Below are 23,425 nucleotides of genomic sequence, written 5' to 3' on the forward strand. Positions count from 1 at the left end.
GGCGACGTCGATCGCACGGACATGGTGCGGGATGTTCCTATCTGGTGCGGATGGGTGCGCGGTGGTGCGGCGTCGCGCACCGGCCTGGCGCGTCAGGCGCGCCGGAAGAACAGGCGCGGGCGGCGCAGTCGTACGGCGCAGGCGGACCAGTACGCGGCGACCGCCACGAGTCCGAGCGCGGCGAACGCGATCGCCGCGAAGCCGGCCGGGGACGCGTCGGCGCCGTCACTGACCAGTATGCCGCGCGCGACGATCAGCGCGGCCGTCCAGAAGCCGAGAATCCCCTGCGTGAGCAGGCGCGCGGATTCGATGCGGCGCGCGCGGCCGATCTCCGCCGGATGGCGCGAGCACGGCACGCGCAGACACAGGAACCAGGTGGCGGTCAGCAGGACTGCCAGGGCGATGAGCCAGTTGACGAGAAAATCCATGAATTGCGGATCGCGGGCGATGCAGGTCGGGGGTGCTTCACTTTAGGGCGATCGCCCGCGCGATTGAATCAGACGAATCCGAAATTGAAAGCTGTTTTTAACCCGAAGTGAGCGAAATGCGGCTCGCATCGGCGGTATCATCGACATCGTTTCAACCAGAAAGGGCCGCGCGGCGCGTGGCCGGAGAATGTAGATGAAGGTAAGTGAATGGCGAGTGAGCGGGCGCGGGCCCGCGCTGGCGGTCGCCGCCGCGTGCGCGGCGCTGCTGCTCGGAGGATGCGAAAAGTCCGGCGCGCCCGCGCAACCCGACACGGCCGCGAGCGCGGCCGCCGATGCCGCGAAGCAGGCGACGCAGGCGATCGACCAGGTGACGAATGCGGCGAAGGCCGGCATCGCGTCCGCGGCGTCCGCCGTGCCGCCGCTCTCCGCGAGCGGCCTCGCGTCCGCCGCGCAGGCGCAGATCGACGCGGCAGCGTCCGCGGTCGTCGCCCACGCCGCGTCCGAAGCCGGCGCGAAGCTCGCGGAAGCCGGGCGCAAGCTCCAGCAATGGAGCCAGCAGGGCGCGTCCGCCACCAAGCCTGCCAGCGGCCAGTGATCGGCCGCTTGCACGATCCGCGAAATGTAATTATTATGGTTACACATTGTCGCCGGCCGACGGTTCGGACCGGCGACGGCCGAGTGAGCAAGGAATGAATACCAGCAGCCGATTCGCGTTTGCCGTTCACGTGCTCGCCTTGCTGTCGATGCAGGAGGGCGTGCCGCTGTCGTCCGACATTGTCGCCGGCAGCGTGAACACGAATCCGGCGCTGATTCGCCGGCTGCTGTCGATGCTCGCGGCGGCCGGGCTGACGACGTCCCAGCTCGGCGCGGGCGGCGGCGCGCTGCTGGCGCGCGAGCCGGGCAGCATCACGCTGCTCGACGTGTACCGGGCGGTCGACGACGCGCAGTTGTTTGCGCTGCACCGCGAGGCGCCGAACCCGGCGTGTCTCGTCGGGCGGCACATCCAGGGCGTGCTGACCGACTACATCGGCGACGCGCAGCGTGCGATGGAAGCGTCGCTCGCCACCCGCACGCTGGCCGACGTGACGGCCGACGTGCTGAATTCCGAGCAGCTTCGGCTGCATCGGGCCGGCGCCGGCGGATGAGCGAATGACAAAGCGGTAAGCCGGCTGCGCCACGCGCGGCCGGTGCAACGGGGTGGATCACCCCATTTTTTTCGGTCTTATATGTAATTAAATAAGTTACATATTTTTTCTTTCTGGAGAATCGACATGACGCAACGTACTTTGAACATCGCACTGTTCGGCGCAACCGGCACGATCGGCTCGCGCATCGCCGCGGAAGCCGCGCGGCGCGGGCACCGCGTGACGGCGCTGTCGCGCACGCCGGGCGCGGGCGGCGACGGCATCACCGCGAAGGCCGCCGACCTGTTCGACCCGGCGAGCATCGCGGCCGCGCTGCCGGGCCACGACGTCGTCGCGAGCGCTTACGGCCCGAAGCAGGACGATCCGGCGAAGGTCGTCGCCGCGACCCAGGCGCTCGTCGCCGGCGTGCGCCAGGCCGGCCTGAAGCGGCTCGTCGTGGTGGGCGGCGCGGGCTCGCTCGAAGTCGCGCCGGGCAAGCAGCTCGTCGACGCCGAAGGCTTCCCGGACGCGTACAAGGCGGTCGCGCTCGCGCACCGCGACGCGCTCACGTACCTGCGCAGCGCCGGCGATCTCGACTGGACGTTCTTCGCGCCGGCCGCGCTGATCGCCCCGGGCGAGCGCACGGGCACGTTCCGCACCGGCGCCGGCAAGCTGATCGTCGACGCGAACGGCGACAGCAAGATCTCGGCCGAAGACTACGCGATCGCGTTCGTCGACGCGCTCGAGCAGGGCAGCTTCGTGCGCGAGATCGCGACCGTCGCGTACTGAGCGGCGGCCGGCGGCGCGGCCCGTTTCGGCGGGGGCGCCGCCGGTTGACGCTACACTAGGCGATCCGTGCTTCGCCAGACAGGATCGCAATTTGCTTTCGTTCTCCTTGCAATTTCTGGGCTGGGCAGCAACGGCCTGTTGTGTCGTTCTGCTGTCCTGCCTTGTCACAGTGCGCCGGCCGGTCCGGCCCCTTCTCGCTGGCCGTATTGCGGGCCGTATCGCGACGTGTGCCGCCGCGCTCGGGCTCGTGTTCGGGGTCGGGTTCGCGCAGCCCGCGCCGGCGGCGACCGTGCCCGGACTCGCGACGTTCCAGACGCTGATCGCGCCTGCGGTTGCCGAGGCGCCCGCGTCGGCGGCCTCCGGTGCGGCCGCGTCGGGCGCCGCGGCAGCCTCCGCGCCGTCGCCGGCGAGCGCCGCCGAGATCGCCCAGTCGTTCAATGCCGTGATCCGCATGCTCGACAACGATCGGCAGCGGACCGCGCTCGTGTCGCAGCTCAAGGCGTTGCGCGACGTCGCGCAGACCGCGCAGGCGGCTTCCGCCGCATCGGCCCCGTCGGCGGCGAACGCCGGCCTGTGGGGCGCGATCGCATCCGGGATGGCGTCCGTCGAATCGAGCATGAAGCAGGGCGATTCGCCGCTGCACTACTGGGCGGGGCGCTTCACCGCGGCCGGCAATGAGCTCTATACGATCGTGAGCGGCCACGGCCCCGAATCGTTCGGCATGACCCTGCTCGATTGCGCGCTGCTGCTCGTCGGCTGGGGGGCGTGCGCGGTCGCGCTGATTGCCGTGCAGCAGCGGCTCGCCGCGCGCCTGGGCGCCGCCGTCAAGCTGAATCCGAACCCGAGCGCGCACGAGATGCTGATGTTCGCGCTGCGCCGGGTCGGCCCGTGGATCATCGCGTTCGTGCTCGTGCTGTCGATCGCGCGCAACCTGCCGGAATCGCTCGGCCGCACCGTCGCGCTCGTGATCGCGTATGCGATCGTGGCGGGCTCGGTGTTCGCGGCGCTGTGCCTGATCATGTTCGCGCTGTTCAGCGCCGGCCACCGCCGCGCGGCGGGGCGCGTGCTGATCGAGCGGTCGTGGCGCCTGCTGCGCGTGATCGGCGCGTTCGGCGCGCTCGGCGACGCGGCGCTCAACTACGACGTCGCTCATCTGCTCGGCACCAATCTCGCGGGCCTGATCGCGACGGTCGCGAACATGATCGCGGCCACGCTGTGCGCGTATTTCGCGCTCGCGTTCCGGCGCCCGGTCGCGCACCTGATCCGCAACCGCAGCTACGCGCTGCGCACCGGGCATCGCGCGACGACCGAGATGGCCGAATTCGCCGCGTGGATCTGGCCGGTGCCGGTGCTGCTGCTCGCGTTCGCCGCGGTGTTCGGCACGCTGGCGGGCAGCCGCACGTCGTCGAATCTGCTGCAGACGTCGATCGTCACCGCGCTCCTGCTGGTGCTCGCGTTTTTCCTGTCGGCGGTCGTGCTGCGCGTCACGCGTCCGAACCCCGCGCACCGCCGCGTGCGGCGCAACCAGTCCGCGTACGTCGCGCGGCTCGTGCGCTTCGCCGGCTCGCTGATGACGCTGTTCATCTGGCTCGGCTACCTCGAGCTGACGTCGCGGCTGTGGGGCATCTCGATCGCGCGCATCGTCGAGCACAGCGTGGCGGCGCGCGGCATTGCGCAGGCGATGTCTGCGATCGTCGTCACGTGGTTCGTGTCGTGGCTCACGTGGATCATCGTCGATACGGCGATCCTCGAGGCGCTCAATTCGGCGGCCGCGCGCCGCGGCCGCAATCCGAGCGTGCGCGCGCGCACGATGCTGCCGCTCGTGCGCAACGTGGTGTTCGTCACGATCCTCACGATCGCCGCGGTCGTCACCGCGGCGAACCTCGGCATCAACGTCACGCCGCTGCTCGCCGGCGCCGGCGTGATCGGCCTCGCGGTCGGCTTCGGCGCGCAGTCGCTCGTGTCCGACCTGATCACCGGGCTCTTCATCATCGTCGAGGACACGATCTCGGTCGGCGACTGGATCGACGTCGACGGCGGCCACGCGGGCACCGTCGAGCACCTGTCGATCCGCACCGTGCGGCTGCGTGACGGGCAGGGCGCGCTGCACGCGATTCCGTTCTCGCAGATCAAGATCGTCAAGAACCTGTCGCGCGACTTCGGCTGCGCGGTGTTCGAGGTGCGCGCGCCGCTGTCCGCCGACGTCGACGAGATCACGCACCTGATCCGCGACGCGGGCGCCGACCTGTGGAGCGACGTCACGGTGCGGCGCCTGATGCTCGGCGGCGTCGAGGTGTGGGGGCTCGACCGCTTCGAGCCGAACTGGCTGATCTTCAAGGGGCAGATCCGCACGCAGCCGCTGCAGCAGTCGACCGTGATGCGCGCGTTCAACGCGCGCGTGAAGGCGCGGATGGAGGCGGCAGGCATCGAGATTCCGGTCCCGCAGATGCAGGTGGTGTCATCGCCGCCGCGCGACGCGGCGGAAGATCGGGCGGCCGAAGGGCCGGTCGTGGAGGCCGGCGAGGCCGGGGCGGCCAATGAAGCGTTGGCGGCGGCGCCGGCAACGGCGGCCGCAGCGGCAACGGTGCGGGCCGCGCGCGACGGCAGCGGCGCGTGAGCCGCCGCGATTGGCGGGTGACGATCGCGACGCCCTGACCCGGGTTCGGGGCCATGCGCGCCGCACACGCATGTCGGTATTTATACGGGTCGACGCGAAGAAACGGTTTTCATATTGTTCCCCCGAACGAAGTATGCATAGAATAAATTTCTATTCACGAAGGACCGGGGAAATGGATGCCATCGATCGCAAGCTGCTGGAGCTGTTGCAGACGGATGCCACGCTGCCGATTGCGGAGCTTGCGCAGCGCGTGAACCTGTCGCAGACGCCGTGCTGGAAGCGTGTGCAGCGGCTCAAGGAAACCGGCGCGATCCGCGCGCAGGTCGCGCTGTGCGATCCGCGCAAGCTGGGGGTCGGCACGACGGTGTTCGTCGCGGTGCGCACGAACCAGCACACCGAGGAATGGGCGCAGCGCTTCACGCAGGCGGTGCGCGACATGCCGGAAGTCGTCGAGGTCTACCGGATGAGCGGCGAGACCGATTACCTGCTGCGCGTCGTGGTGGCCGGCATCGACGACTACGACCGCGTCTACAAGCAGCTGATCCGCTCGGTGCCGCTGTTCGACGTCAGCTCGTCGTTCGCGATGGAGCAGATCAAGTACTCGACCGCGCTGCCGGTGCGTGCGGACGACGGCGCTTAGCCGCTCGCGCTGACGGCCGCGCGGGCCGCCACGGCCCATGGCTTCGGCGCGATCGGTCGGGCGGAGCGTCAGCAGCCGCGCGCGAGCGCGCGCCGGCGCTCGTCGGCGAGCGCGTCGTCGCGCACGAACGACGCGACGAACGCGTCGGCCGGCTCGTGACGCAGCCTGTACGGCGTGTCCCACTGCGCGAGGCGGCCTGCGTGCATCACGCCGATCCGGTCGCCAAGCGCGACGGCTTCCGCCTGGTTGTGCGTGACGACGATCGCCGTGTGGCCGGTTTCCTTCAGGATGTCGCGCACCTCGAACGCGAGCCGTTCGCGGGTATCCACGTCGAGGTTCGAGAACGGCTCGTCGAGCAGCAGCAGGTCCGGCGACGGCGCGAGCGCGCGGGCGAGCGCGACGCGCTGCTGCTGGCCGCCGGACAACTCGTGCGGATACGCGCCGGCGGCGTCCGCGAGGCCGACGAGCTCGAGCATCTGCGCGACGCGCGCACGCCGCGCGGCCTTCGGCTGCCGCCGCAGGCCGAACCCGACGTTGTCCGCGGCGCTCAGGTGCGGGAACAGCGCGTAATCCTGGAACATCATGCCGATGCGCCGCCGCTCGGGCGGCACGTCGAGCGTCGGCGTCGCGACGGGCGCGCCGTCCAGCAGGATGCGGCCCGCACGCACCGGCTCGAAGCCGGCGATCGCGCGCAGCACGGTCGTCTTGCCGCAGCCGGACGCGCCGAGCAGGCAGCCGATGTCGCCGCGGGCCAGCGCGAGGCTCAGCCCGTCGACCACCGTGCGGCGGCCGTGCGGCGTGTCATAGGCGAGGGTGAGGGCGTCGAGTTCGAGCAGGTTCACGGTGTCAGGATCCGATCTGGTGGCGGGTGCGGGCGAGCAGGATCACGGGCACGAGCCCGGCGAGCACGATCGCGAGCGCGGCGACCGCGCCTTCCTCGTAGGTGCCGCGCGCAGCCTCCGCATACAGCCAGGTCGCGAGCGTGTCGAAGTTGAGCGGACGCAGCAGCAGCGTCGCGGGCAGTTCCTTCATCGCGTCGACGAACACCAGCAGCGCGCTGGTCGTCAGCGCGGGCCGCAGGAGCGGCAGGTGCACGCGCCGCAGCGTGCCGCCCGCGGTTTCGCCGAGCGAGCGCGCCGCCTGCTCGAGCGACGGCGGGATGCGTGCGAGGCCGGCTTCGATGCTGCCGGCCGAGATCGCGAGGAAGCGCACCGTGTACGCGATCACGAGCGCGGTCGCGGACCCCATCAGGATCAGCCCGTCGCGGCCGAGCGCCGCGCCGATCGCGCGATCGGCGGCCGCGAGCGGCAGCAGCAGGCCGATCGCGAGCACCGTGCCCGGCACCGCGTAGCCGAGGCTCGCGATCCGCGCGCCCACGCGCGCCGGGCCCACGCCCGCGCTGTCGCGCTGCGCGCGCGCCGCCCACGCGACGATCAGCCCGCAGGCGAGCGTCGCCACGGTCGCGGCGAGCGCGATCGTCAGCGTGTTGGCGAGCCCCGTCAGCAACTGTGCGGACACGCCGCCGACGAGATGCAGCCGCTTGCCCGTTTCGACCGCGAGATACGCGGCCGGCGCGCCGAAGCCGAGCAGCACCGGCAGCCAGCCGAGCGCGGCGGCGCCCCACGCGGCCGGGCCGGACAGGCGACGCGGCGCGAGCGCACGCATGCGCCGGCCGTGCGCATAGCGCTGGCGGCGGCGCCCGTAGCGCTCGAGCACGATCATGCCGACGACGATCGCGAGCATCGCGAGCGCGATCTGCGCGGCGCCGGCGAGATCGGAGCGCGTGATCCAGGTGGTATAGACGGACACGGTGAGCGTCTGAACGCCGAGAAATTCCGATGCGCCGATGTCGTTCAGCGTCTCGAGCAGCGCGAGGCTCACGCCGACCGCGATCGCCGGCCGCGCGAGCGGCACGACGACCCGCCAGAACGTCGCGATGCGTCCCGCGCCGAGCGTGCGCGCGGCTTCGAGCAGGCTCGCCGACTGCGTGACGAACATCGCGCGGGTGCTCAGGTACACGTACGGATACAGCACGAAGCCGAGCACGAAGATCGCGCCGGGCAGCGAGCGCAGGTCGGGCAGGCGGAACTGGCGCGGGCTGTCGAAGCCGAGCAGCCAGCGGATCGCGCCCTGCACGGGGCCGATCGGGTGCAGCAGGTCGAGATACGCGAATGCGACGATGTAGGTTGGCACCGCGAGCGGCAGCAGCAGCGCCCAGGTCAGCGCGCGGCGCCCCGGGAAGTCGTACGCGGTGACGAGCCACGCGCAGCCGGTGCCGACCAGCGTGACGATCGCGCCGACGCCCGCGAGCAGCAGCAGCGTGTTCGCGAGCGCCTGCGGCAGCACGAATTCGGCGAGATGCCGCCAGTGCGCGAGGTCGGCATCGAACGCGGCGCCGACGAGCGTGGCGAGCGGCGCCGCGACCGCCGCGGCGATCGCGAGCGCCGCGGCGAGCCACACGCCGCCCTTCACGCGCGGCGCGCGCCGCAGGCGGCGCGCGGGCGCGAACGAGGCGTCAGTTGTCAAAGCCGACCTTGTCGACGAGCTGGCTTGCCTGCTTGCGGTACTTCGCGATTTCCGCGAGCGGCAGCGGATCGACCTTCAGCGTGCCGAAGCTCGCGATGACCGGATCGAGCTTCACGTTCGCGCGCACCGGATACTCGTAGTTCGCCTGTGCATACAGCGTCTGCGCGTCGGGTGACACGAGGTATTCGAGCAGCCTGACCGCGTTGGCCTTGTGCGGCGCGTGCCTTGCGACCGCCGCGCCGCTGATGTTCACGTGCGTGCCGCCGCTCTTCTCGTTCGCGAAGGTCGGCCGCACGACCTTGATCGCGTCGCCCCACTTGCGTGCGTCGGTGCCCGGCTCGGCGTGCTTCATGTGGCCGACGTAGTACGCGTTCGCGAGACCGACGTCACAGATGCCGCCGAGGATGTCGCGCGCGACGTCGCGGTCGCCGCCCGTCGCCTTGCGCGCGAGGTTCGCCTTCACGCCGCGCAGCCATTTCTCGGTCGCGGCCTCGCCGTCGTGCGCGATCATCGCGGCGACGAGCGCCGTGTTGTACGGGTGCTGGCCCGAGCGGATGCACACCTTGCCTTTCCATTTCGGATCGGCGAGATCCTCGTAGCGGAACGCGTCGACCTTCAGGTCTTTCTCGACGTACAGCACGCGGTCGCGCAGCGACAGCGCATACCAGTCGCCCTGCGCGCCGCGCAGGTTCGCGGGAATCGCGTCGTCGAGCGCCTTCGAGCGCACCGGCTGCGTGAGCCCGCCGTCGACGAGGTCGAGCAGGTTGCCGACGTCGACCGTCATCAGCACGTCGGCCGGCGACTGGCCGCCTTCCGCCTTCACGCGCTCGAGCAGGCCGTCCTTCACGAACACCGTGTTGACCTTGATGCCGCTCTGCTTCGTGAACGCGTCGATCAGCGGCTGGATCAGCTTCGGCTCGCGGGTGGTGTACAGGCTGACTTCTTCGGCGGCGTGGGCGAGCGGCGCGAACGCGGCGGCGGCGAAGGCGACGGCGCCGACAAGCGGAAGCAGGCGGGTGCGCGAGTGCGACATGGGAGCTCCGTGAGGCAGGCGGACGAAGAGGGCGCTCCGGGCCGCGCCTGCCGTTCGATCGACCCGGAACATTACAGAATGAAAGACTCCGGATTCTAGATCGAAATGGGAACGATTATCAAATGAAAGCTTGGGCGGGCGCGTGGAAGGACGGGCGGCGGGGGGAGCGGGGAAATGCGCGGCAACGCGCGCGCAAGCGCGTAGAATGCCCGCTTCGATGAATTTGACGGAGCCGGGCCGGACTATGAGCGATCAGCGCAAGAAGAACCCTGTACGCAATGTGAGCATCCTGATCGTCGTGGCCGTGCTGCTCGTGATCGGCACGATCCTCTATAACGCGATCTCGGAGAAGCGCGCGTACGACGACGCGCACCCGGCCGTGGCGTCGAGCGCGTCGGCCGCGCACTGACGCCGCGCGGCGCGCGGCGCCCGCCGAAGCAGGGCGCCGCGTGTGTGCGTCAACCGTGCATCAACCGTGTGTCAACGTGACGCAGGGGCGAATCTCGGACGGAGCCGCACGAAGAAGACCGCCGCGAGCAGCACGAGCCAGACGGCGCCGACATACAGCGCGATGCGGGTGTCCTCGAACCAGCCGAGCATCGCGATCACGAAGCCCATGAACGCGATCGTCAGCGCCGGCGCGACCGGCCACAGCGGCACCTTGAACTTCAGCGCCGCGACTTCCGCGGCCGACAGGCGCCGCCGCATCGCGACCTGCGACAGCAGGATCATCAGCCACACCCAAACCGTTGCGAACGTCGCGATCGCCGCGACCATCAGGAACACGTCCTTCGGCATCAGGTAGTTGAGCAGCACGCCGACGAACAGCGCGCCGGCCATCACGAGCACCGTGACCCACGGCACCCCGTGCCGCGACGTCTTCGTCAGCACGCGCGGCGCCTGGCCTTGCCGGGCCATCCCGAACATCATGCGGCCCGCGCCGAAGATGTCGCTGTTGATCGCCGAGATCGCCGCGCTGATCACGACGAGGTTGAGGATCGTCGCCGCCGATTTCACGCCGAGCGCGGAGAAGATCTGCACGAACGGGCTGCCGTCGTTGCCGACGGTCGTCCACGGGCTGATCGACATCAGCACGACCATCGTCAGCACGTAGAACAGCAGGATCCGCGCCGGCACCGCGTTGATCGCGCGCGGGATCACGCGCTCCGGGTCCTTCGCCTCGCCGGCGCTCATCCCGATCACCTCGATGCCGCCATACGCGAAGATCACGACCGACAGCGACGCGACGAGCCCGCCGATGCCGTTCGGCAGGAAGCCGCCGTGATTCCACAGGTTCGCGAACGACGGCGCGTCGGCCGCATGGCCGATGCGCATGCCGGTCGCGAGGATCGCGACGCCGCCGCCGATCATCGCGACGATCGCGCCGACCTTGATGATCGACAGCCAGAACTCGAGCTCGCCGAACACCTTCACGTGGCACAGGTTGAGCCCGCAGATGATCGTCACGACCGCGAGCACCCAGATCCACTGCGGCACGCCCGGAAACCAGAAGCCCATGTAGATGCCGAACGCGGTGATGTCCGCGATCGCGACGATCACCATTTCGAGCGTGTAGGTCCAGCCGGTGACGAAGCCCGCGAACGGGCCGAGGTTCTCGGTCGCGTAGTGGCCGAACGAGCCGGCGACGGGCTCGCGCACGGCCATCTCGCCGAGCGCGCGCATCACCATGTAGACGGCCGCGCCGCCGAGGATATAAGCCAGGATCACCGCCGGGCCCGCGAGCTGGATCGCGGACGCCGAGCCGTAGAAGAGGCCGGTGCCGATCGCCGAGCCCAGCGCGAGAAAGCGGATGTGCCGCGCGCTCAGGTGGCGCTGCAAGTTCTTCATCGAGTCTCCGAGATTGTTTATGCGACGAACCGGGCGAGCGGGGCCGGTTCGATCGGAATCAAGTTGTCTATACAACTTGAGGTCGGACGAATGATACCAAGCCGTGCGGGTTGCCCGGAATCGGGAAATCCCTGACTGGCGCGGCGCGCGCAAGCGCCGAGCGGCACGCGCGGCGGCGCGCCGGGCGCGTCGCGCATCGGCGGGCATGGGGCCGGACGGTCACGACGCCGGCAAGCCGCCGGCGGCGCGCCTGTCCTTGCGGCGGTGCGCGGGTGCGTCATCGGCAACCTGGCGCGCTACGCGGGCAGGCGGATGATGCTCGCATCCTTGCGGATCAGCAGCGACGACGCGAGCATCTGCTTGCACTGGTGCGCGAGCACCTTCAGGTCGTGCGTGAGCTCCGCGCCGACCGCGTCGGACTGCTCGGCGGCGACCACCATCGCGTCGAGCTCGCGCGTGATCTGCTTGGAGGCCTCGAGCTGGTGCGCGGGCGGCGGTTCGCCGGCCTCGGCCTTCTCGAGGTTCTCGAGGATCGCGGTGAGCCCGCGCTCGAGCGTGTCGCCGTGGCTTGCGCCCGGCTCGGCCGCGCACGCGTTGCGGATCAGCGGCGCGGCGGCCGTGATCTGCGCGCCGAGCACGTGCGTCTGCACGAGCAGGTCGTTCAGCTCCGGCACGAAGCGCTGGTGCGCCTTCGGCTCGATCATCATCCGCTGGAACGCCTGGCCGAGGTTCGCGAACGCAATGTGCACGTCCTTGCGGGCGAGGCGGTACGGGTAATCGTCGTCGAGGCCGGCGGCCGGCGTCTCGACCGCCGCAGCTACGACCGGCACGACGGCCGCGCCGTCGGCGGTCGGCACCGCCGGCGCGGACGTGCCGCGCCCGGCGCGCCACGCGGCCTGGAAGTACTTGCGGGTGGCCGTCAGCATGTCGGCGACCTGCTTGCCCATCAGCCGGTATTCCCAGTACGGGAACAGCCGGCTCGCGGCGATCGCGATCATGCAGCCGACCACGGTGTCGATCGCGCGCTCGCCGATGATCGCCATGTTGCCCGGCGCGAGCAGGTGGAACATCAGCAGCACGTATGCCGACGTGAACACGACGCTCGCCGCGTAGTTGAACAGCAGCAGGCTGTAGCTCATCACCATCGAGCCGAACATGATCGCGATCAGCAGGTGCGGCGACTGGATCGTGTAGATCAGCGCGAGGCTCGCCGCGCAGCCGATCAGCGTGCCGACGATACGCGCCGTGTTGCGCTGCTTGGTCAGCGAATAGCCGGGCTTCAGGATGATGATGGTCGTCATCACGATCCAGTACGCGTTGGTGAGCGGCAGGAGCCGCCCGAGCCAGAAGCCGACCGCGACCGCGATCGTCACGCGCAGTGCGTGGCGGAAGCTCGGCGAGCGCATGTTCAGGTTCGAGAAGATCAGGAGCGGCGACACCTGGCGGCGCTGCAGGAAGCGCGTGAGCGCCTTGTCGATCCGCAGTTCGGTCTGCTGCGGATCGGCGCGGCCCGACAGGTTGCGGCGCATCCGGTCGATCAGGCGCGTCGCGCTCCAGATGCGCCGGAATGTCGCGAGCACCGCCGCGTAAGCTTCGGCGTTGGTGGTCGGGAAGTTCTTCTTGCGCATCAGCTCGATCTCGTACTCGATCGCGCGCAGTTCGGCCTTCACGCTGATCCGCGAATGCGGTGCGCGGTTCTCGAGCACGGCGAGGCCGATCTGCTCGAGGTCGATGGCCGCCTTGCGGATCAGGTCGCGGTAGAAGATGATCAGGTCCGAGCCGCCGAACGTGTTGCGCACGAGCGGGTAGTCGGTGTGCGCACCGACGAACAGCTCATGCAGGTCGACGCTGTTGATGAACAGGTTGTACATCGTCACGCGGCCCGGGTCGAGCTTGCCGCGCCGCAGCTTCGGCAGGTTGCGCAGCACGATGTCGCGCGCGGTTTCCTGCGTCTCGACCGCGGTGATCTGTTTCGCGACCAGGTTGCGATAGCACTCGTCGAGATCGGCGTCGAGGTCGTAGAATGCCGCGCGCGCGAGCAGGTAGTCGGCGCACGCGAACAGGCTCTCGGCGAGCGCCTGCTGCTCGATCCGGCGCGCCTGCCAGCGCGACACGACGGTGGCCCAATACGTGTACCAGAGGCCGCCCGCGAGAATCCAGCCCGCGTTGACGAACGCCTGCAGCGGCGTGAGCTTCTCCTCGAGCGTCATCACCATCATGAACAGCGTCGCGAAGCTGATCTGCGGCCAGCGGTTGCCGTACACGACGATCAGCGACAGCACGAACGTGAGCGGCACGATCGTCAGCCACAGCGCGAAGATGTTGGGCGTCGCGAGGCCCGTCGCGAGCGCGGCGAGAAAGCCGATCACGCTGCACGCGAGCATTTCGTTGTGCTTGTACTTGAGCGGGCCCGGCATGTCGACGACGCAGGCGCCGAGCGCGCCGGTCGAGATCGTGAAGCCGATCTCGCGGTTGTGGAACACGATCAGGCACAGCACGGCCGGCAGCGACACGCCGATCGCGATTCGCAGGCCACCGAAAAAATACTGGCTGTAAAGAAACTTTCTGATTTCGACGGAATAGCGCATCGATGGGCGGAATGGCTGACGACGACGCCAGGGCGGCATCGGGACTGGCGACGAGTCTATCGTATTTCGCGCGGCCCAAGCCCCTGGCCGTTCGGCAGATACGCTTTGCGGCGCCCCTTTGCTATCCTTGGTGCTTCTGTTCGTCCGGCCCGGCCGGCGCGACGCTCCAATGCTTGCTTGATGCTCCATCTCTTCTATTCGAACCGTCACGAAACGCTGGCCGACGCGCTGCTCGACGACCTGGCCGCGTTCCCGGCCCGCAACGCGCCGTGGGCGCCTCAGCAGATCATCGTGCCGAGCGCGGCGCTGCGCCGCCGTCTCGAGCTCGACATCGCCGAGCGCCACGGCGTGTGCGCGAACGTCGAGTTCACCTATCTCGCGCAGTGGCTGTGGGCGCAGATCGGCCGCGTGATGACGGTGCCGGCGCGTTCGCCGTTCGCGCCCGACCGCCTCGTGTGGCGCTGCTACCGGCTGCTCGCGCAGGCGAGCGGCGATGCGCCGTGGCTCGCGTCGCCGCGGCTCGCCGGGTATCTGTCCGCGTCCGACGACGCGATGCGCTACGAGCTCGCGCAGCGCGTCGCGACGGTCCTCGATCACTACCTGACCTATCGTCCCGAATGGCTCGCCGCGTGGCAGGCGGGCGAGTCGGTGCTCGCGGGTGACGGCGCGCCGCGCGGGATCAGCGACGCGGCGCGCGACGACGAGCGCTGGCAGGCGGCGCTGTGGCGCGCGCTGCTCGCGGAGCTGAGCGACAGCGGCATGCCGCCCGCGCATCGCTTCCTCGGCGACGCGCGGCATCTCGATCTCGACACCGTCGCGCGCGCGGACTGGCCGGAATCGGTCAGCGTGTTCGCGCTGCCGACGATGCCGCCGCTGCACGTCGCGCTGCTGCGCGAGCTGTCGCGGTGGATCGACGTGCGCATCTACGCGCTCAATCCGTGCCGCGAATTCTGGTTCGACATCGTCACCGCCGCGCATGCCGAGGCGCTCGACGCGGCGGGGCGGCTCGACTACCAGGAAGTCGGGCATCCGCTGCTCGCCGAATGGGGCCGCCAGACGCAGGCGCAGCTGCACATGCTGCACGAGCTGACCGAAAGCGCGGCGTCGAGCGACGCGTCGCGCTACGTCGGCAATCCCGCGCCGACGTGGCTCGCGCGGATCCAGAACGCGATCCTCGACCTGCAGTCCGAGGCGGAGCTCGGCGAGCCGCCGGCCGAACATGGCATCGAGGTGCACGTGTGCCACAGTCTCGCGCGCCAGCTCGAAGTGCTGCACGACCGCCTGCTCGCATGGTTCGACGCGGACGACAGCCTGCGGCCGTCCGACGTGCTGGTCGCGGTGGCCGATCTCGCCGCGGCGGGGCCGCTGATCGACGCGGTGTTCGGCACGGCCGGCGCCGGCACCGCGCGCATCCCATACCGGATTTCCGGCCTGCCGCCGTCGCAGGCGAACCCGGTCGCGCGCGTGCTGCTCGACTGGCTCGCGCTGCCCGAACGGCAGGTCGGCGCGCCGGAGCTGGTCGAATGGCTGCGCGTCGATGCGGTGGCCGCGCGCTACGGCATCGACGCGGCCGCGCTCGAAACCGTGCAGACCTGGCTCGCGGCCGCCGGCGCGCGCCGCGGGCTCGCGCCGCAAGCCAGCGACGACGCGATGGTGCCGTCGCCGCGCCATACGTTCTCGGATGCGCTCGCACGCCTGTTTCTCGGCTACGCGATGCCGGACGGCGCGGCGCCGGTCGGCGGCTGGCTGCCGATCGAGGCCGCGACCGGCAGCGAGGCCGAACTGCTCGGCCGTCTCGCGCGCTTCACCGACGATCTCGACGGGTTCGCGCGGCGGGTGTCGGAGCCGCACGCGCCGCGCGCGTGGAGCGAGCTGTTCGCCGACACGCTCGCGCGCTTCTTCGATTCCGGCGCCGCTTACGCCGACGCGCTCGCGGGCGTGCGTGACGCGCTCGACGCGATGCTCGCGGCGATGGCGGAGGGCGCGCCCGAACAACGGCTGCCCGCTGCCGTCGTGCGTGCGGGGCTGGCCGCCGCGCTCGACGATCCCGCCCGCGGCGGGGTGCCGTGGGGCGGCGTGACGTTCTCGTCGCTGACGAGCCTGCGCGGGCTGCCGTACCGGATCGTGTGCCTGCTCGGGATGGACGACGGCGTGTTGCCGAGCCTCGCGCGTGCGGACGAGTTCGACCTGATGGGGGTGCGGCCGAAGCTCGGCGACCGGCAGCGGCGCGACGACGAACGCAACCTGTTCCTCGACCTGGTGCTCGGCGCGCGCGACCGGCTGATGATCGCCTACACGGGGCGCAGCATCCGCGACAACGCGCCGTTGCCGCCGGCCGCGCTCGTCGACGAGCTGCTCGACCATCTCGCGCTCGTCGCGGCCGGTCCCGACGCCGCGCCGGACGCGGTCGACGCCGCGCGCCGCGCGTTCCTCGTCGAGCATCCGCTGCAGCCGTTCGCCGCCGCGTATTTCCGGCCGGAAGGCCCGCTGTTTTCCTATGACGCGGAACGGGCGTCGCTCGCCGCGCTGCTGGCCGCCGAGCCGTCGCGCGACGGCGCGCGCGCCACGGCGTTCTTTGCGCAGCCGCTGCCGGCCGAGCCCGTCGAGCCGGTCGCGTTCGCGGACTTCGAGCGCTTCTGGCGTCACCCGGCGCGCGCGCTGCTGCGCGAGCGCCTCGGCATCGTGCTCGCGGACGCGCAGGCCGAACTGCTCGACACCGAGCCGTTCGCGCTCGACTACGCGGGCAGCGACGCGCTCGCCGAGCGCGTGCTGCCGCTCTTGATCGAATCGGGCGACGCGCGCGCGCACGACCATGCGGTGCGGATCGCGGACGCGAGCCCGGAGCTGCCGGGCGGCGCGACCGGGGCCGTGTGGCGCGACCAGGCGCTCGGCTCGCTGACGCAACTGGCGACGAACGTGCGGCAGGCGCTCGCCGACGGCGCCGAACGCCTGCCGTTCTCGATCGAGGTCGCGCCGGCGTGGCCCGCGACGGAGCAGGCGCTGTTCGGCCCGTTCGACGCGGCGCTGTCGCGCGACGCGGCGGCCGCGCCGCTCGCGCTGCACGGCACGCTGAATCGCGTGACGGCCGCGGGGCAGGTCATCTTCCGCTATGCGCGGCCGAGCGCGCGGGATTATCTGTCCGCATGGCTCGCGCATCTCGTCTACTGCGCGGCCGTACCGGACGGGCCGCGCCGCACGCTGTGGTTCGGCAGCGGCGGCGCGTTCGAGCTGACGCCCGTCGCGGCGCCGCTCGAGCGCCTCGCGCCGCTCGCCGCGCTGTTCAGGGCCGGCCGGCGCATGCCGCTGCGCTTCTTTCCGCGCAGCGCGTGGGCCCGGGTGACCGATAGCGAAGCGAAGGCGGCAAGCGTCTGGATCAACGACCGGGTCGTGAGCGAAGCCGACGATCCCGCGCTCGCGATCGCCTGGCGCGGCGCGAACCCGTCGCTCGACGAGCCGTTCGGCACGCTCGCGCGGCTCGTGTTCGAGCCGCTCGTCGAACACCTGAGGGAGGCGGCATGAGCGGCGCATCGCATCCGCACGCGTCGCTCGAGCTCGACGTGTTCGCATGTCCGCTGGACGGCGTCAACCAGATCGAGGCGTCGGCGGGCACCGGCAAGACCTGGAACATCTGCGCGCTGTACGTGCGCCTGCTGCTCGAGAAGGATCTCGGCGCGGACCAGATTCTCGTCGTGACCTTCACGAAGGCCGCGACCGCGGAACTGCACGAGCGCATCCGCGGCCGGCTCGCGCAGCTCGCGCATGCGCTCGACACCGGCGACGACGGCGGCGATCCGTTCGTCGCGCGGCTCGTCGACACGACGCTCGGCGACGGCGGCTTGCTCGATCCCGAGACGGCGGCGAAGCGGATCCGGCGCGCGCTGCGCGCATTCGACCAGGCGGCGATTCACACGATTCACGCGTTCTGCCAGCGCGCGCTGCAGGAAGCGCCGTTCGCGGCCGCGATGCCGTTCGCGTTCGAGATGCAGGCCGACGATGCGGCGCTGCGCTTCGAGCTCGCGGCGGATTTCTGGCGCACCCGCGTCGAACCGATGGCGGCGCGCTGGCCGGGCTTCGCCGCATGGCTCGTCGAATCGGGCGCGGGGCCGGCCGCGCTCGACGCGCAGCTCGCGCGCCGGCTGAAGAAGCCGCTCGCCGCGTTGCGCTGGGACGGCGTCGCGGAGCCGGACGAAACGGCGGAAGCGGCCGCGGCGGAATGTTTCGCGGAGGCGGCCCGGATGTGGGCGGCCGAGCGCGACGCGCTCGACGCATTGCTGCGCGCCGCGCAGCCGGCGCTCAACCAGCGCTCGCACAAGCCGGAGGCGATCGCCGATGCGCTCGACGCATGGGCCGCGCATTTCGCGCAGGCCGATGCGACGGCCGCGCTGCCGAAGGCCGCGCTGAAGCTGACGCGCACGGCGCTCGTCAAGGCGACGAAGAAGGGCGGCGCGACGCCCGAGCATCCGTTCTTCGAGATCGCGGACGCGCTCGACGCGGCGGTGGCTGCGGCCGAGGCCGTGCAGCGCGCGCGCTGGCTCGCGCTCATCGCCGCCTGGCTCGACGATGCGCCGCGCGAGCTGGCCGAGCGCAAGCGCACGCGGCGCATCGTGTCGTTCGACGATCTGCTCGCGAACCTGTATCACGCGCTGCACGAGCATCCGTGGCTCGCCGACACGCTGCGCGCGCGCTATCCGGCCGCGCTGATCGACGAGTTCCAGGATACCGATCCGCTGCAGTTCGCGATCTTCGACCGGATCTTCGCGCCCGGCGGGCCGCTGTTCCTGGTGGGCGATCCGAAGCAGGCGATCTACAGTTTCCGCGCGGCGGATCTGCATACGTATCTGGCCGCGCGCGCGCGGGCGAGCGCGTGCTACACGCTCGCGGTCAACCAGCGCTCGACGCCGGCGATCGTCGATGCGTGCAACCGCTTCTTCCTGTCGAACCCGCGCGCGTTCGTGCTCGACGGGCTCGACTACTACCCGGTGCGCGCGGGCACGCGCGTGCGCGCGCCGCTGGCCGACGAGACGGATGCGGGCCCGGCGGGCGACTTCCGGATCTGGACGCTGCCGGGCGGCGACGACGTGTGGGTGAAGCGCGACGCGCAAGCGTATGCCGCGCAGGCGTGCGCGGCCGAGATCGCCCGGTTGATGCGCGGCGCGCGCGACGGCCGCGTGCGGCTCGGCGACACGCCGCTGTCGCCGGGCGACATCGCGGTGCTGGTGCAGACGCACAAGCAGGGCAGCCTCGTGAAGCGCGAGCTCGCGAGATGGGGGATCGGCAGCGTCGAGCTCGCGCAGGCATCGGTGTTCTCGACCGGCGACGCCGAGCAGCTCGAGCGCGTGCTCGCGGCGATCGATGCGCCGGGCGACCTGCGGCGGCTGCGCGCGGCGCTGGCGTCGGACTGGTTCGGCCTCGACGCGGACGCGCTGTGGCGGATGGAGCAGGGCGGCGATGACGCGCCCGGCGCGGATGCCGCCGCGGGCGGCGCCGATGCGATGAGCTGGGTCGAGCGCTTTTCGCGCTACCGCCTGCTATGGCGCGAACGCGGCTTCGCGGTGATGTGGCGCACGTTCACGCGCGAGCTGCGGATCGCCGAGCGGCTGATGGCGGGCGCCGACGGCGAGCGCCGCGTGACGGACGTGAACCATCTGGCCGAGCTGACGCAGGCGCGCGCGACGGCGCAGCCGGGCATCGCGCCGACGCTGCGCTGGCTGGCCGCGCAACGGCTCGACGGCGGCGGCGAGGACGCGCAGCTGCGCCTCGAATCCGACCGCAACCTCGTCCAGATCGTGACCGTGCACAAATCGAAGGGGCTCGAATACGCGATCGTGTTCTGCCCGTTCCTGAACGACGGCGCGCTGCGCGAACCGTTCGCGTCCGGGTTGCCGGACGCGCGCGAATATCATGACGAAGCGGGCGATGCGGTGCTGCACTACGGCTGCGACGACGAGGCCGCCGAGCATGCGGCGCGACAGGCGTTGCGCGAGCAGGCGGCGGAGCGCGCGCGGCTCGTCTACGTGGCGCTTACGCGTGCGGTCTATCGCTGCTATCTCGTCGCGGGGCCGTACCTGTCGTCGCGCTCGACGCGCGAATCGCGGCGCAGCGTGCTCAATTGGCTCGTGGCCGGCGGCGGCGGGTCGTTCGACGCGTGGCTCGACGAGCCGCCCGACGATGCGGCGCTCGAACAGGCGTGGCGCGCGCTCGCGGACGGCTCCGTGAGCGTCGCGCCGCTGCCGGTGCCCGAGCGCCGCGAGCGGCTTGCGGCCGGTCACGACGCGAACGAGGCGCTGGCGGCGCGCCTGGCGTCGCGCTTGCTGCGGGACGCGTGGCGGATGGCGAGCTTCAGTTCGCTGACGGCGTCGATGGCGCGCGAGGAGGCGGGCGTCGCGGCCGTGCCGGAAGACGACCTGCGGCCCGATCACGATGCGCTCGCGGCGCTGGCGCCGGATGACGATCCGGGCGATGCGTGGCCGGAGGCCGCGCCGCCCGACGACGACATCCTCGTGTTTCCGCGTGGCGCGGCGGCCGGCGAGTGCCTGCACCGCCTGTTCGAACTGAGCGATTTCACCGATCCGGGATCGTGGCACGCGGCCGCGCTCGGCGCGCTGCACGACCGGCCCGTCGAGGCCGAGCCCGAGCTCGGCGGGCGGCTGCCTGCAATGATGGCGCGGCTCGTCGACGACGTCGTGCGCACGGAGCTCGTGCCGGGCATGCGGCTGGCCGAGCTCGATCCGGCCAGGCGGCTCAACGAGATGGGCTTCCTGTTCGCTGCGCCGTCGCTGGACCTGACCGCGCTGCGCCGGCTGCTGGTCGCGCACGGGTATCCGGACGTCGCGCTGGATGCGAGCGTGCTCGCCGGCTATATCAAGGGTTTCATCGACATGATCGTCGAACATGACGGCCGATTCTGGATCGTCGACTGGAAGTCGAACCATCTCGGCAATACGCCGGATGCCTACGGCTCGCGCGCGCTCGAAGCGGCGATGGCCGATCACGCGTATCACCTGCAGGCGCTGCTCTACACGGTCGCGCTGCATCGCTACCTGCGCGGCCGGCTGCGCGACTACGACTACGACACGCATATCGCGGGCTACCTGTACCTGTTCGTGCGCGGCGTGCGGCCCGGCTGGCGCAGCGGCGGCGCGCCGGCCGGCGTGCATGCGCGGCGGCCCGCGCGCGAGCTCGTCGACGCGCTCGACCGGATGATGGAAGGAGGCCGCGCATGAGCACGCCCGACGATACGCTCGAGTTCACCGGCGGCCTCGTCGCGCGCCTGCCCGAGCCCGCGGATTTCGGCATTGCGCTCGCGGAAGGGTTCGCGCGCCGGATCGGCGATCTCGCGCGCCGCGCGGGCGCGCCGGCCGTGGCGGCGCGCTGGGCCGCGCGCGCCGCGTTCGCGGCCAGCCGCGCGACCGCGGGCGGACACGTGTGCGTGTCGCTCGGCGCGCTCGCGCAGCGTTACGACGAACCGCTCGCCGACGTGCGCGCCGCGCTCGCGGCGAGCGGCGTCGCCGCGTTCGGCGCGCTCGAGCGCGGCGAGGAGCGCCCGCTGATCGTCGATCGGCACGACCGTCTCTACCTCGCGCGCTATTTCGCGTACGAACGGCGGCTCGCCGAAGCGCTCGTCGCGCAGGCGGGCGCGGTGGCGGCCGACGATGCGCCGGCGCCCGACGTGCTGCGCGAGCGCCTCGCCCGCTACTTCGGGCCGGCGACCGGCGAAACCGACTGGCAGCGCGTCGCGGCGATCGTTGCGCTGACGGGCCGCGTAACGATCGTCAGCGGCGGTCCCGGCACCGGCAAGACGACCACCGTCGTCGGCGTGCTCGCGTGCCTGCTCGACGCGCATCCCGGCCTGCGCATCGCGCTGGCCGCGCCGACCGGCAAGGCCGCGCAACGGATGCAGGAAGCGCTGCACGCACGGGCCGGCGACCTGCCGCCCGAACTCGCCGCGCGCCTGCCGAACACGTCGTACACGCTGCACCGCCTGCTGGGCGGCGGCGGGGCGGCAGGGTTCCGCCATCATCGCGACAACCCGCTGCCCTACGACCTGATCGTCGTCGACGAAGCGTCGATGATCGACGTCGCGCTGGCCGCGCATCTGCTCGACGCGCTCGCACCGGGCGCGCGGCTCGTGCTGCTCGGCGACAAGGACCAGCTTGCCGCGGTCGAGGCGGGCGCCGTGTTCGCCGAACTGAGCGCGCGGCCGTCGTTCAGTGCGGCAGCGTGCGCGCGCATCGCGCAGGCGCTCGGCATCGACGAAGCGGTGTTCGTCGCGGCGCTGCCGACGCCGGCCGATGCCGAGCCGGACGCAGCCACGGCGGCGGTTGCGATCCGGCGCACGCCGGTCGCGCCACCCCCGGCCGCCCCCCGCCAGGCGTCGCTGTTCGATGACGAAGCCCCCGCGGTTGCGGCGGCGCCTCCGGCCGACGAAGCCGCAGGCGCCGCCGATGACGACGGGCCCGCGTGGATCGAGGCTGACGAACTGTTGTGGCTCGATGCGGCCGCGTTGCCGCCGCTCGATGCCGGGGCCGCGCAGCGCGCGATCCCTGTTGCGCCGGAGGACGTCGAGGCCGCTGAAGCAACCACACCGGCGCCGCTCGCGGATTGCGTCGTGTGGCTCGAGCGCAATTACCGTTTCGGGCTCGATTCGCCGATCGGCCGCCTGTCGCTGGCGATACGTCGCGGCGCCGTGCAGGAGGCGCTCGACGCGCTGCCGGCGAGCGACGCGGCCGCCGCATCGTTCCACGAAGATGCCGGCGACGCGCTCGCCGCGATGACCGTCGAGCGGCTCGCGCGGCGCTTTTCCGCCTATCTGGACGCGTTGCAGGATGCGCTCGCCGCCGCCGCGCCGGACCCGTTGCCGCTGTTCGACGCGCTCAACCGCTTCCGGATCCTGTGCGCGACGCGTGGCGGGGCGCGCGGCGCCGAACACGTCAATGCGCTCGTGGCGTCGCACGTGCGCCGCGCCGCGCGCGTGCCGCTCGCGGTCGGCGCGCACTGGTTCACCGGGCGGCCGATCATGGTGACGCGCAACGACTATGCGCTCGGGCTGTTCAACGGCGACATCGGCATCGCGCTGCCCGACGCGCAGGGCGTGCTGCGCGTGTGGTTCAAGCGGGCGGACGGCACCGCGCGCGCCGTGTCGCCGGCCGCGCTGCCGCCGCACGAGACCGCGTTCGCGCTGACCGTTCACAAGTCGCAAGGCTCGGAATTCGACGAAGCCGCGCTCGTGCTGCCGGCGACGTTCGGCCGCGTGCTGACGCGCGAGCTGGTCTACACGGCGGTGACGCGGGCGCGCACGCGCGTGCAGGTGATCGGCGGGCGCCGCATGCTCGCGCAGGCGATCGCGACGCGCACGCAGCGCGATTCGGGGCTGTCGGCGCGCATCGCCGAGGCGCTCGCGCGGCGCGCCAGGGAGGCGTCGCGATGATGATCCGCTATACGCTCGATCCGGCCGGGATCGAATGGACCGCGGTGCGTGCGCAGGGCGCGGGCGGACAGAACGTCAACAAGGTGTCGAGCGCGATTCACCTGCGCTTCGACATCCGCGCGTCGTCGCTGCCGCCGCTGCTCAAGGAGCGGCTGCTCGCGCTGTCGGACCAGCGCATCACGCGCGACGGCGTCGTCGTGATCAAGTCGCAGGAGCACCGGACCCAGGAGCGGAACCGGGAAGCCGCGCTGGCGCGGCTCGACGCGTTGATTCGCAGCGTCGCCGTCACGCCGCGCGCGCGCGTCGCGACCCGGCCGACGCGCGCGTCGAAAGAGCGGCGGCTGGAGCACAAGGCGCGCCGCAGCGTCGTGAAGTCCGGGCGGGGGAAGATCGAGGATTGACGCG

General features: G+C 71.3%; 16 protein-coding genes. 10 read left to right on the top strand and 6 right to left on the bottom strand.

All coding sequences use genetic code 11. The features are described from left to right. Nucleotides 1–92: 92 nt before the first annotated feature. The gene (locus ACFIMZ_RS06460; RefSeq protein ID WP_431821896.1) at nucleotides 93–428 is read right to left on the bottom strand and encodes a hypothetical protein; all 336 of its coding nucleotides are present in this window, start codon (nucleotides 426–428) and stop codon (nucleotides 93–95) included. A gap of 193 nt (nucleotides 429–621) precedes the next feature. On the opposite strand from ACFIMZ_RS06460, the gene ACFIMZ_RS06465 reads away from it, so the two are divergent. The 5 genes from ACFIMZ_RS06465 to ACFIMZ_RS06485 all read left to right on the top strand — a co-directional run bounded on the left by ACFIMZ_RS06465 (nucleotide 622) and on the right by ACFIMZ_RS06485 (nucleotide 5,598). Further along, a complete protein-coding gene (locus tag ACFIMZ_RS06465; RefSeq protein ID WP_431821897.1) occupies nucleotides 622–1,023 on the top strand; it encodes a hypothetical protein in 402 nt (133 codons plus the stop codon). A gap of 94 nt (nucleotides 1,024–1,117) precedes the next feature. After that, on the top strand, nucleotides 1,118–1,573 hold the full coding sequence (locus ACFIMZ_RS06470) for an Rrf2 family transcriptional regulator (protein ID WP_431821898.1): 456 nt from the start codon (nucleotides 1,118–1,120) through the stop codon (nucleotides 1,571–1,573). Between the two features lie 126 nt (nucleotides 1,574–1,699). After that, on the top strand, nucleotides 1,700–2,341 hold the full coding sequence (locus ACFIMZ_RS06475) for an NAD(P)-dependent oxidoreductase (protein WP_431821899.1): 642 nt from the start codon (nucleotides 1,700–1,702) through the stop codon (nucleotides 2,339–2,341). 247 nt (nucleotides 2,342–2,588) lie between these two features. After that, on the top strand, nucleotides 2,589–4,958 hold the full coding sequence (locus tag ACFIMZ_RS06480) for a mechanosensitive ion channel family protein (protein WP_431821900.1): 2,370 nt from the start codon (nucleotides 2,589–2,591) through the stop codon (nucleotides 4,956–4,958). 172 nt (nucleotides 4,959–5,130) lie between these two features. Then, entirely contained in the window at nucleotides 5,131–5,598 is a 468-nt protein-coding gene (locus tag ACFIMZ_RS06485; RefSeq protein ID WP_431821901.1) for an Lrp/AsnC family transcriptional regulator, read from the top strand. Between the two features lie 68 nt (nucleotides 5,599–5,666). Here the strand turns inward: ACFIMZ_RS06485 and ACFIMZ_RS06490 are convergent, their stop codons facing one another. Genes ACFIMZ_RS06490 through ACFIMZ_RS06500 form a run of 3 tightly spaced genes read right to left on the bottom strand, consistent with a single transcriptional unit; the run spans nucleotide 5,667 to nucleotide 9,157 of the window. Continuing rightward, entirely contained in the window at nucleotides 5,667–6,440 is a 774-nt protein-coding gene (locus ACFIMZ_RS06490; protein WP_431821902.1) for an ABC transporter ATP-binding protein, read from the bottom strand. A gap of 4 nt (nucleotides 6,441–6,444) precedes the next feature. Beyond that, the gene (locus ACFIMZ_RS06495) at nucleotides 6,445–8,124 is read right to left on the bottom strand and encodes an ABC transporter permease (RefSeq protein WP_431821903.1); all 1,680 of its coding nucleotides are present in this window, start codon (nucleotides 8,122–8,124) and stop codon (nucleotides 6,445–6,447) included. Beyond that, entirely contained in the window at nucleotides 8,114–9,157 is a 1,044-nt protein-coding gene (locus ACFIMZ_RS06500) for a Fe(3+) ABC transporter substrate-binding protein (RefSeq protein ID WP_431821904.1), read from the bottom strand. The genes ACFIMZ_RS06495 and ACFIMZ_RS06500 overlap by 11 nt, the downstream gene beginning before the upstream one ends. A 244-nt stretch (nucleotides 9,158–9,401) precedes the next feature. Here ACFIMZ_RS06500 and ACFIMZ_RS06505 point away from each other — a divergent pair, with 244 nt between their 5' ends. After that, on the top strand, nucleotides 9,402–9,566 hold the full coding sequence (locus ACFIMZ_RS06505) for a hypothetical protein (protein ID WP_088500533.1): 165 nt from the start codon (nucleotides 9,402–9,404) through the stop codon (nucleotides 9,564–9,566). A gap of 71 nt (nucleotides 9,567–9,637) precedes the next feature. Here the strand turns inward: ACFIMZ_RS06505 and ACFIMZ_RS06510 are convergent, their stop codons facing one another. Then, on the bottom strand, nucleotides 9,638–11,005 hold the full coding sequence (locus tag ACFIMZ_RS06510) for an amino acid permease (RefSeq protein WP_431821905.1): 1,368 nt from the start codon (nucleotides 11,003–11,005) through the stop codon (nucleotides 9,638–9,640). 296 nt (nucleotides 11,006–11,301) lie between these two features. After that, on the bottom strand, nucleotides 11,302–13,593 hold the full coding sequence (locus ACFIMZ_RS06515; RefSeq protein ID WP_431821906.1) for an FUSC family protein: 2,292 nt from the start codon (nucleotides 13,591–13,593) through the stop codon (nucleotides 11,302–11,304). A gap of 180 nt (nucleotides 13,594–13,773) precedes the next feature. Here ACFIMZ_RS06515 and recC point away from each other — a divergent pair, with 180 nt between their 5' ends. From recC to arfB, 4 genes are read left to right on the top strand one after another with little or no spacing between them, the layout of a single operon-like run. Beyond that, on the top strand, nucleotides 13,774–17,112 hold the full coding sequence (gene recC, locus ACFIMZ_RS06520) for an exodeoxyribonuclease V subunit gamma (RefSeq protein ID WP_431821907.1): 3,339 nt from the start codon (nucleotides 13,774–13,776) through the stop codon (nucleotides 17,110–17,112). Then, on the top strand, nucleotides 17,109–20,816 hold the full coding sequence (recB, locus tag ACFIMZ_RS06525) for an exodeoxyribonuclease V subunit beta (protein WP_431821908.1): 3,708 nt from the start codon (nucleotides 17,109–17,111) through the stop codon (nucleotides 20,814–20,816). Before recC ends, recB begins: the two co-directional genes overlap by 4 nt. Continuing rightward, on the top strand, nucleotides 20,813–23,020 hold the full coding sequence (locus ACFIMZ_RS06530) for an AAA family ATPase (protein ID WP_431821909.1): 2,208 nt from the start codon (nucleotides 20,813–20,815) through the stop codon (nucleotides 23,018–23,020). Before recB ends, ACFIMZ_RS06530 begins: the two co-directional genes overlap by 4 nt. Continuing rightward, nucleotides 23,017–23,421 (top strand): alternative ribosome rescue aminoacyl-tRNA hydrolase ArfB, encoded by a 405-nt coding sequence (gene arfB, locus ACFIMZ_RS06535; protein ID WP_431821910.1) that lies wholly within the window; start codon nucleotides 23,017–23,019, stop codon nucleotides 23,419–23,421. Before ACFIMZ_RS06530 ends, arfB begins: the two co-directional genes overlap by 4 nt. The last annotated feature ends 4 nt before the right edge of the window (nucleotides 23,422–23,425 follow it).

This window comes from Burkholderia sp. F1, assembly GCF_050813845.1.
GTDB lineage: Bacteria > Pseudomonadota > Gammaproteobacteria > Burkholderiales > Burkholderiaceae > Burkholderia > Burkholderia ubonensis.

What these genes read in the sequence shown, in the direction of transcription:
- ACFIMZ_RS06515 (WP_431821906.1), bottom strand. Translation starts at nt 13,593, where the DNA reads ATGCGCTATTCCGTCGAAATCAGAAAGTTTCTTTACAGCCAGTATTTT.
- ACFIMZ_RS06465 (WP_431821897.1), top strand. Translation starts at nt 622, where the DNA reads ATGAAGGTAAGTGAATGGCGAGTGAGCGGGCGCGGGCCCGCGCTGGCG.
- recB (WP_431821908.1), top strand. Translation starts at nt 17,109, where the DNA reads ATGAGCGGCGCATCGCATCCGCACGCGTCGCTCGAGCTCGACGTGTTC.
- recC (WP_431821907.1), top strand. Translation starts at nt 13,774, where the DNA reads ATGCTCCATCTCTTCTATTCGAACCGTCACGAAACGCTGGCCGACGCG.
- ACFIMZ_RS06530 (WP_431821909.1), top strand. Translation starts at nt 20,813, where the DNA reads ATGAGCACGCCCGACGATACGCTCGAGTTCACCGGCGGCCTCGTCGCG.
- ACFIMZ_RS06460 (WP_431821896.1), bottom strand. Translation starts at nt 428, where the DNA reads ATGGATTTTCTCGTCAACTGGCTCATCGCCCTGGCAGTCCTGCTGACC.
- arfB (WP_431821910.1), top strand. Translation starts at nt 23,017, where the DNA reads ATGATGATCCGCTATACGCTCGATCCGGCCGGGATCGAATGGACCGCG.
- ACFIMZ_RS06505 (WP_088500533.1), top strand. Translation starts at nt 9,402, where the DNA reads ATGAGCGATCAGCGCAAGAAGAACCCTGTACGCAATGTGAGCATCCTG.
- ACFIMZ_RS06470 (WP_431821898.1), top strand. Translation starts at nt 1,118, where the DNA reads ATGAATACCAGCAGCCGATTCGCGTTTGCCGTTCACGTGCTCGCCTTG.
- ACFIMZ_RS06485 (WP_431821901.1), top strand. Translation starts at nt 5,131, where the DNA reads ATGGATGCCATCGATCGCAAGCTGCTGGAGCTGTTGCAGACGGATGCC.
- ACFIMZ_RS06510 (WP_431821905.1), bottom strand. Translation starts at nt 11,005, where the DNA reads ATGAAGAACTTGCAGCGCCACCTGAGCGCGCGGCACATCCGCTTTCTC.
- ACFIMZ_RS06500 (WP_431821904.1), bottom strand. Translation starts at nt 9,157, where the DNA reads ATGTCGCACTCGCGCACCCGCCTGCTTCCGCTTGTCGGCGCCGTCGCC.
- ACFIMZ_RS06475 (WP_431821899.1), top strand. Translation starts at nt 1,700, where the DNA reads ATGACGCAACGTACTTTGAACATCGCACTGTTCGGCGCAACCGGCACG.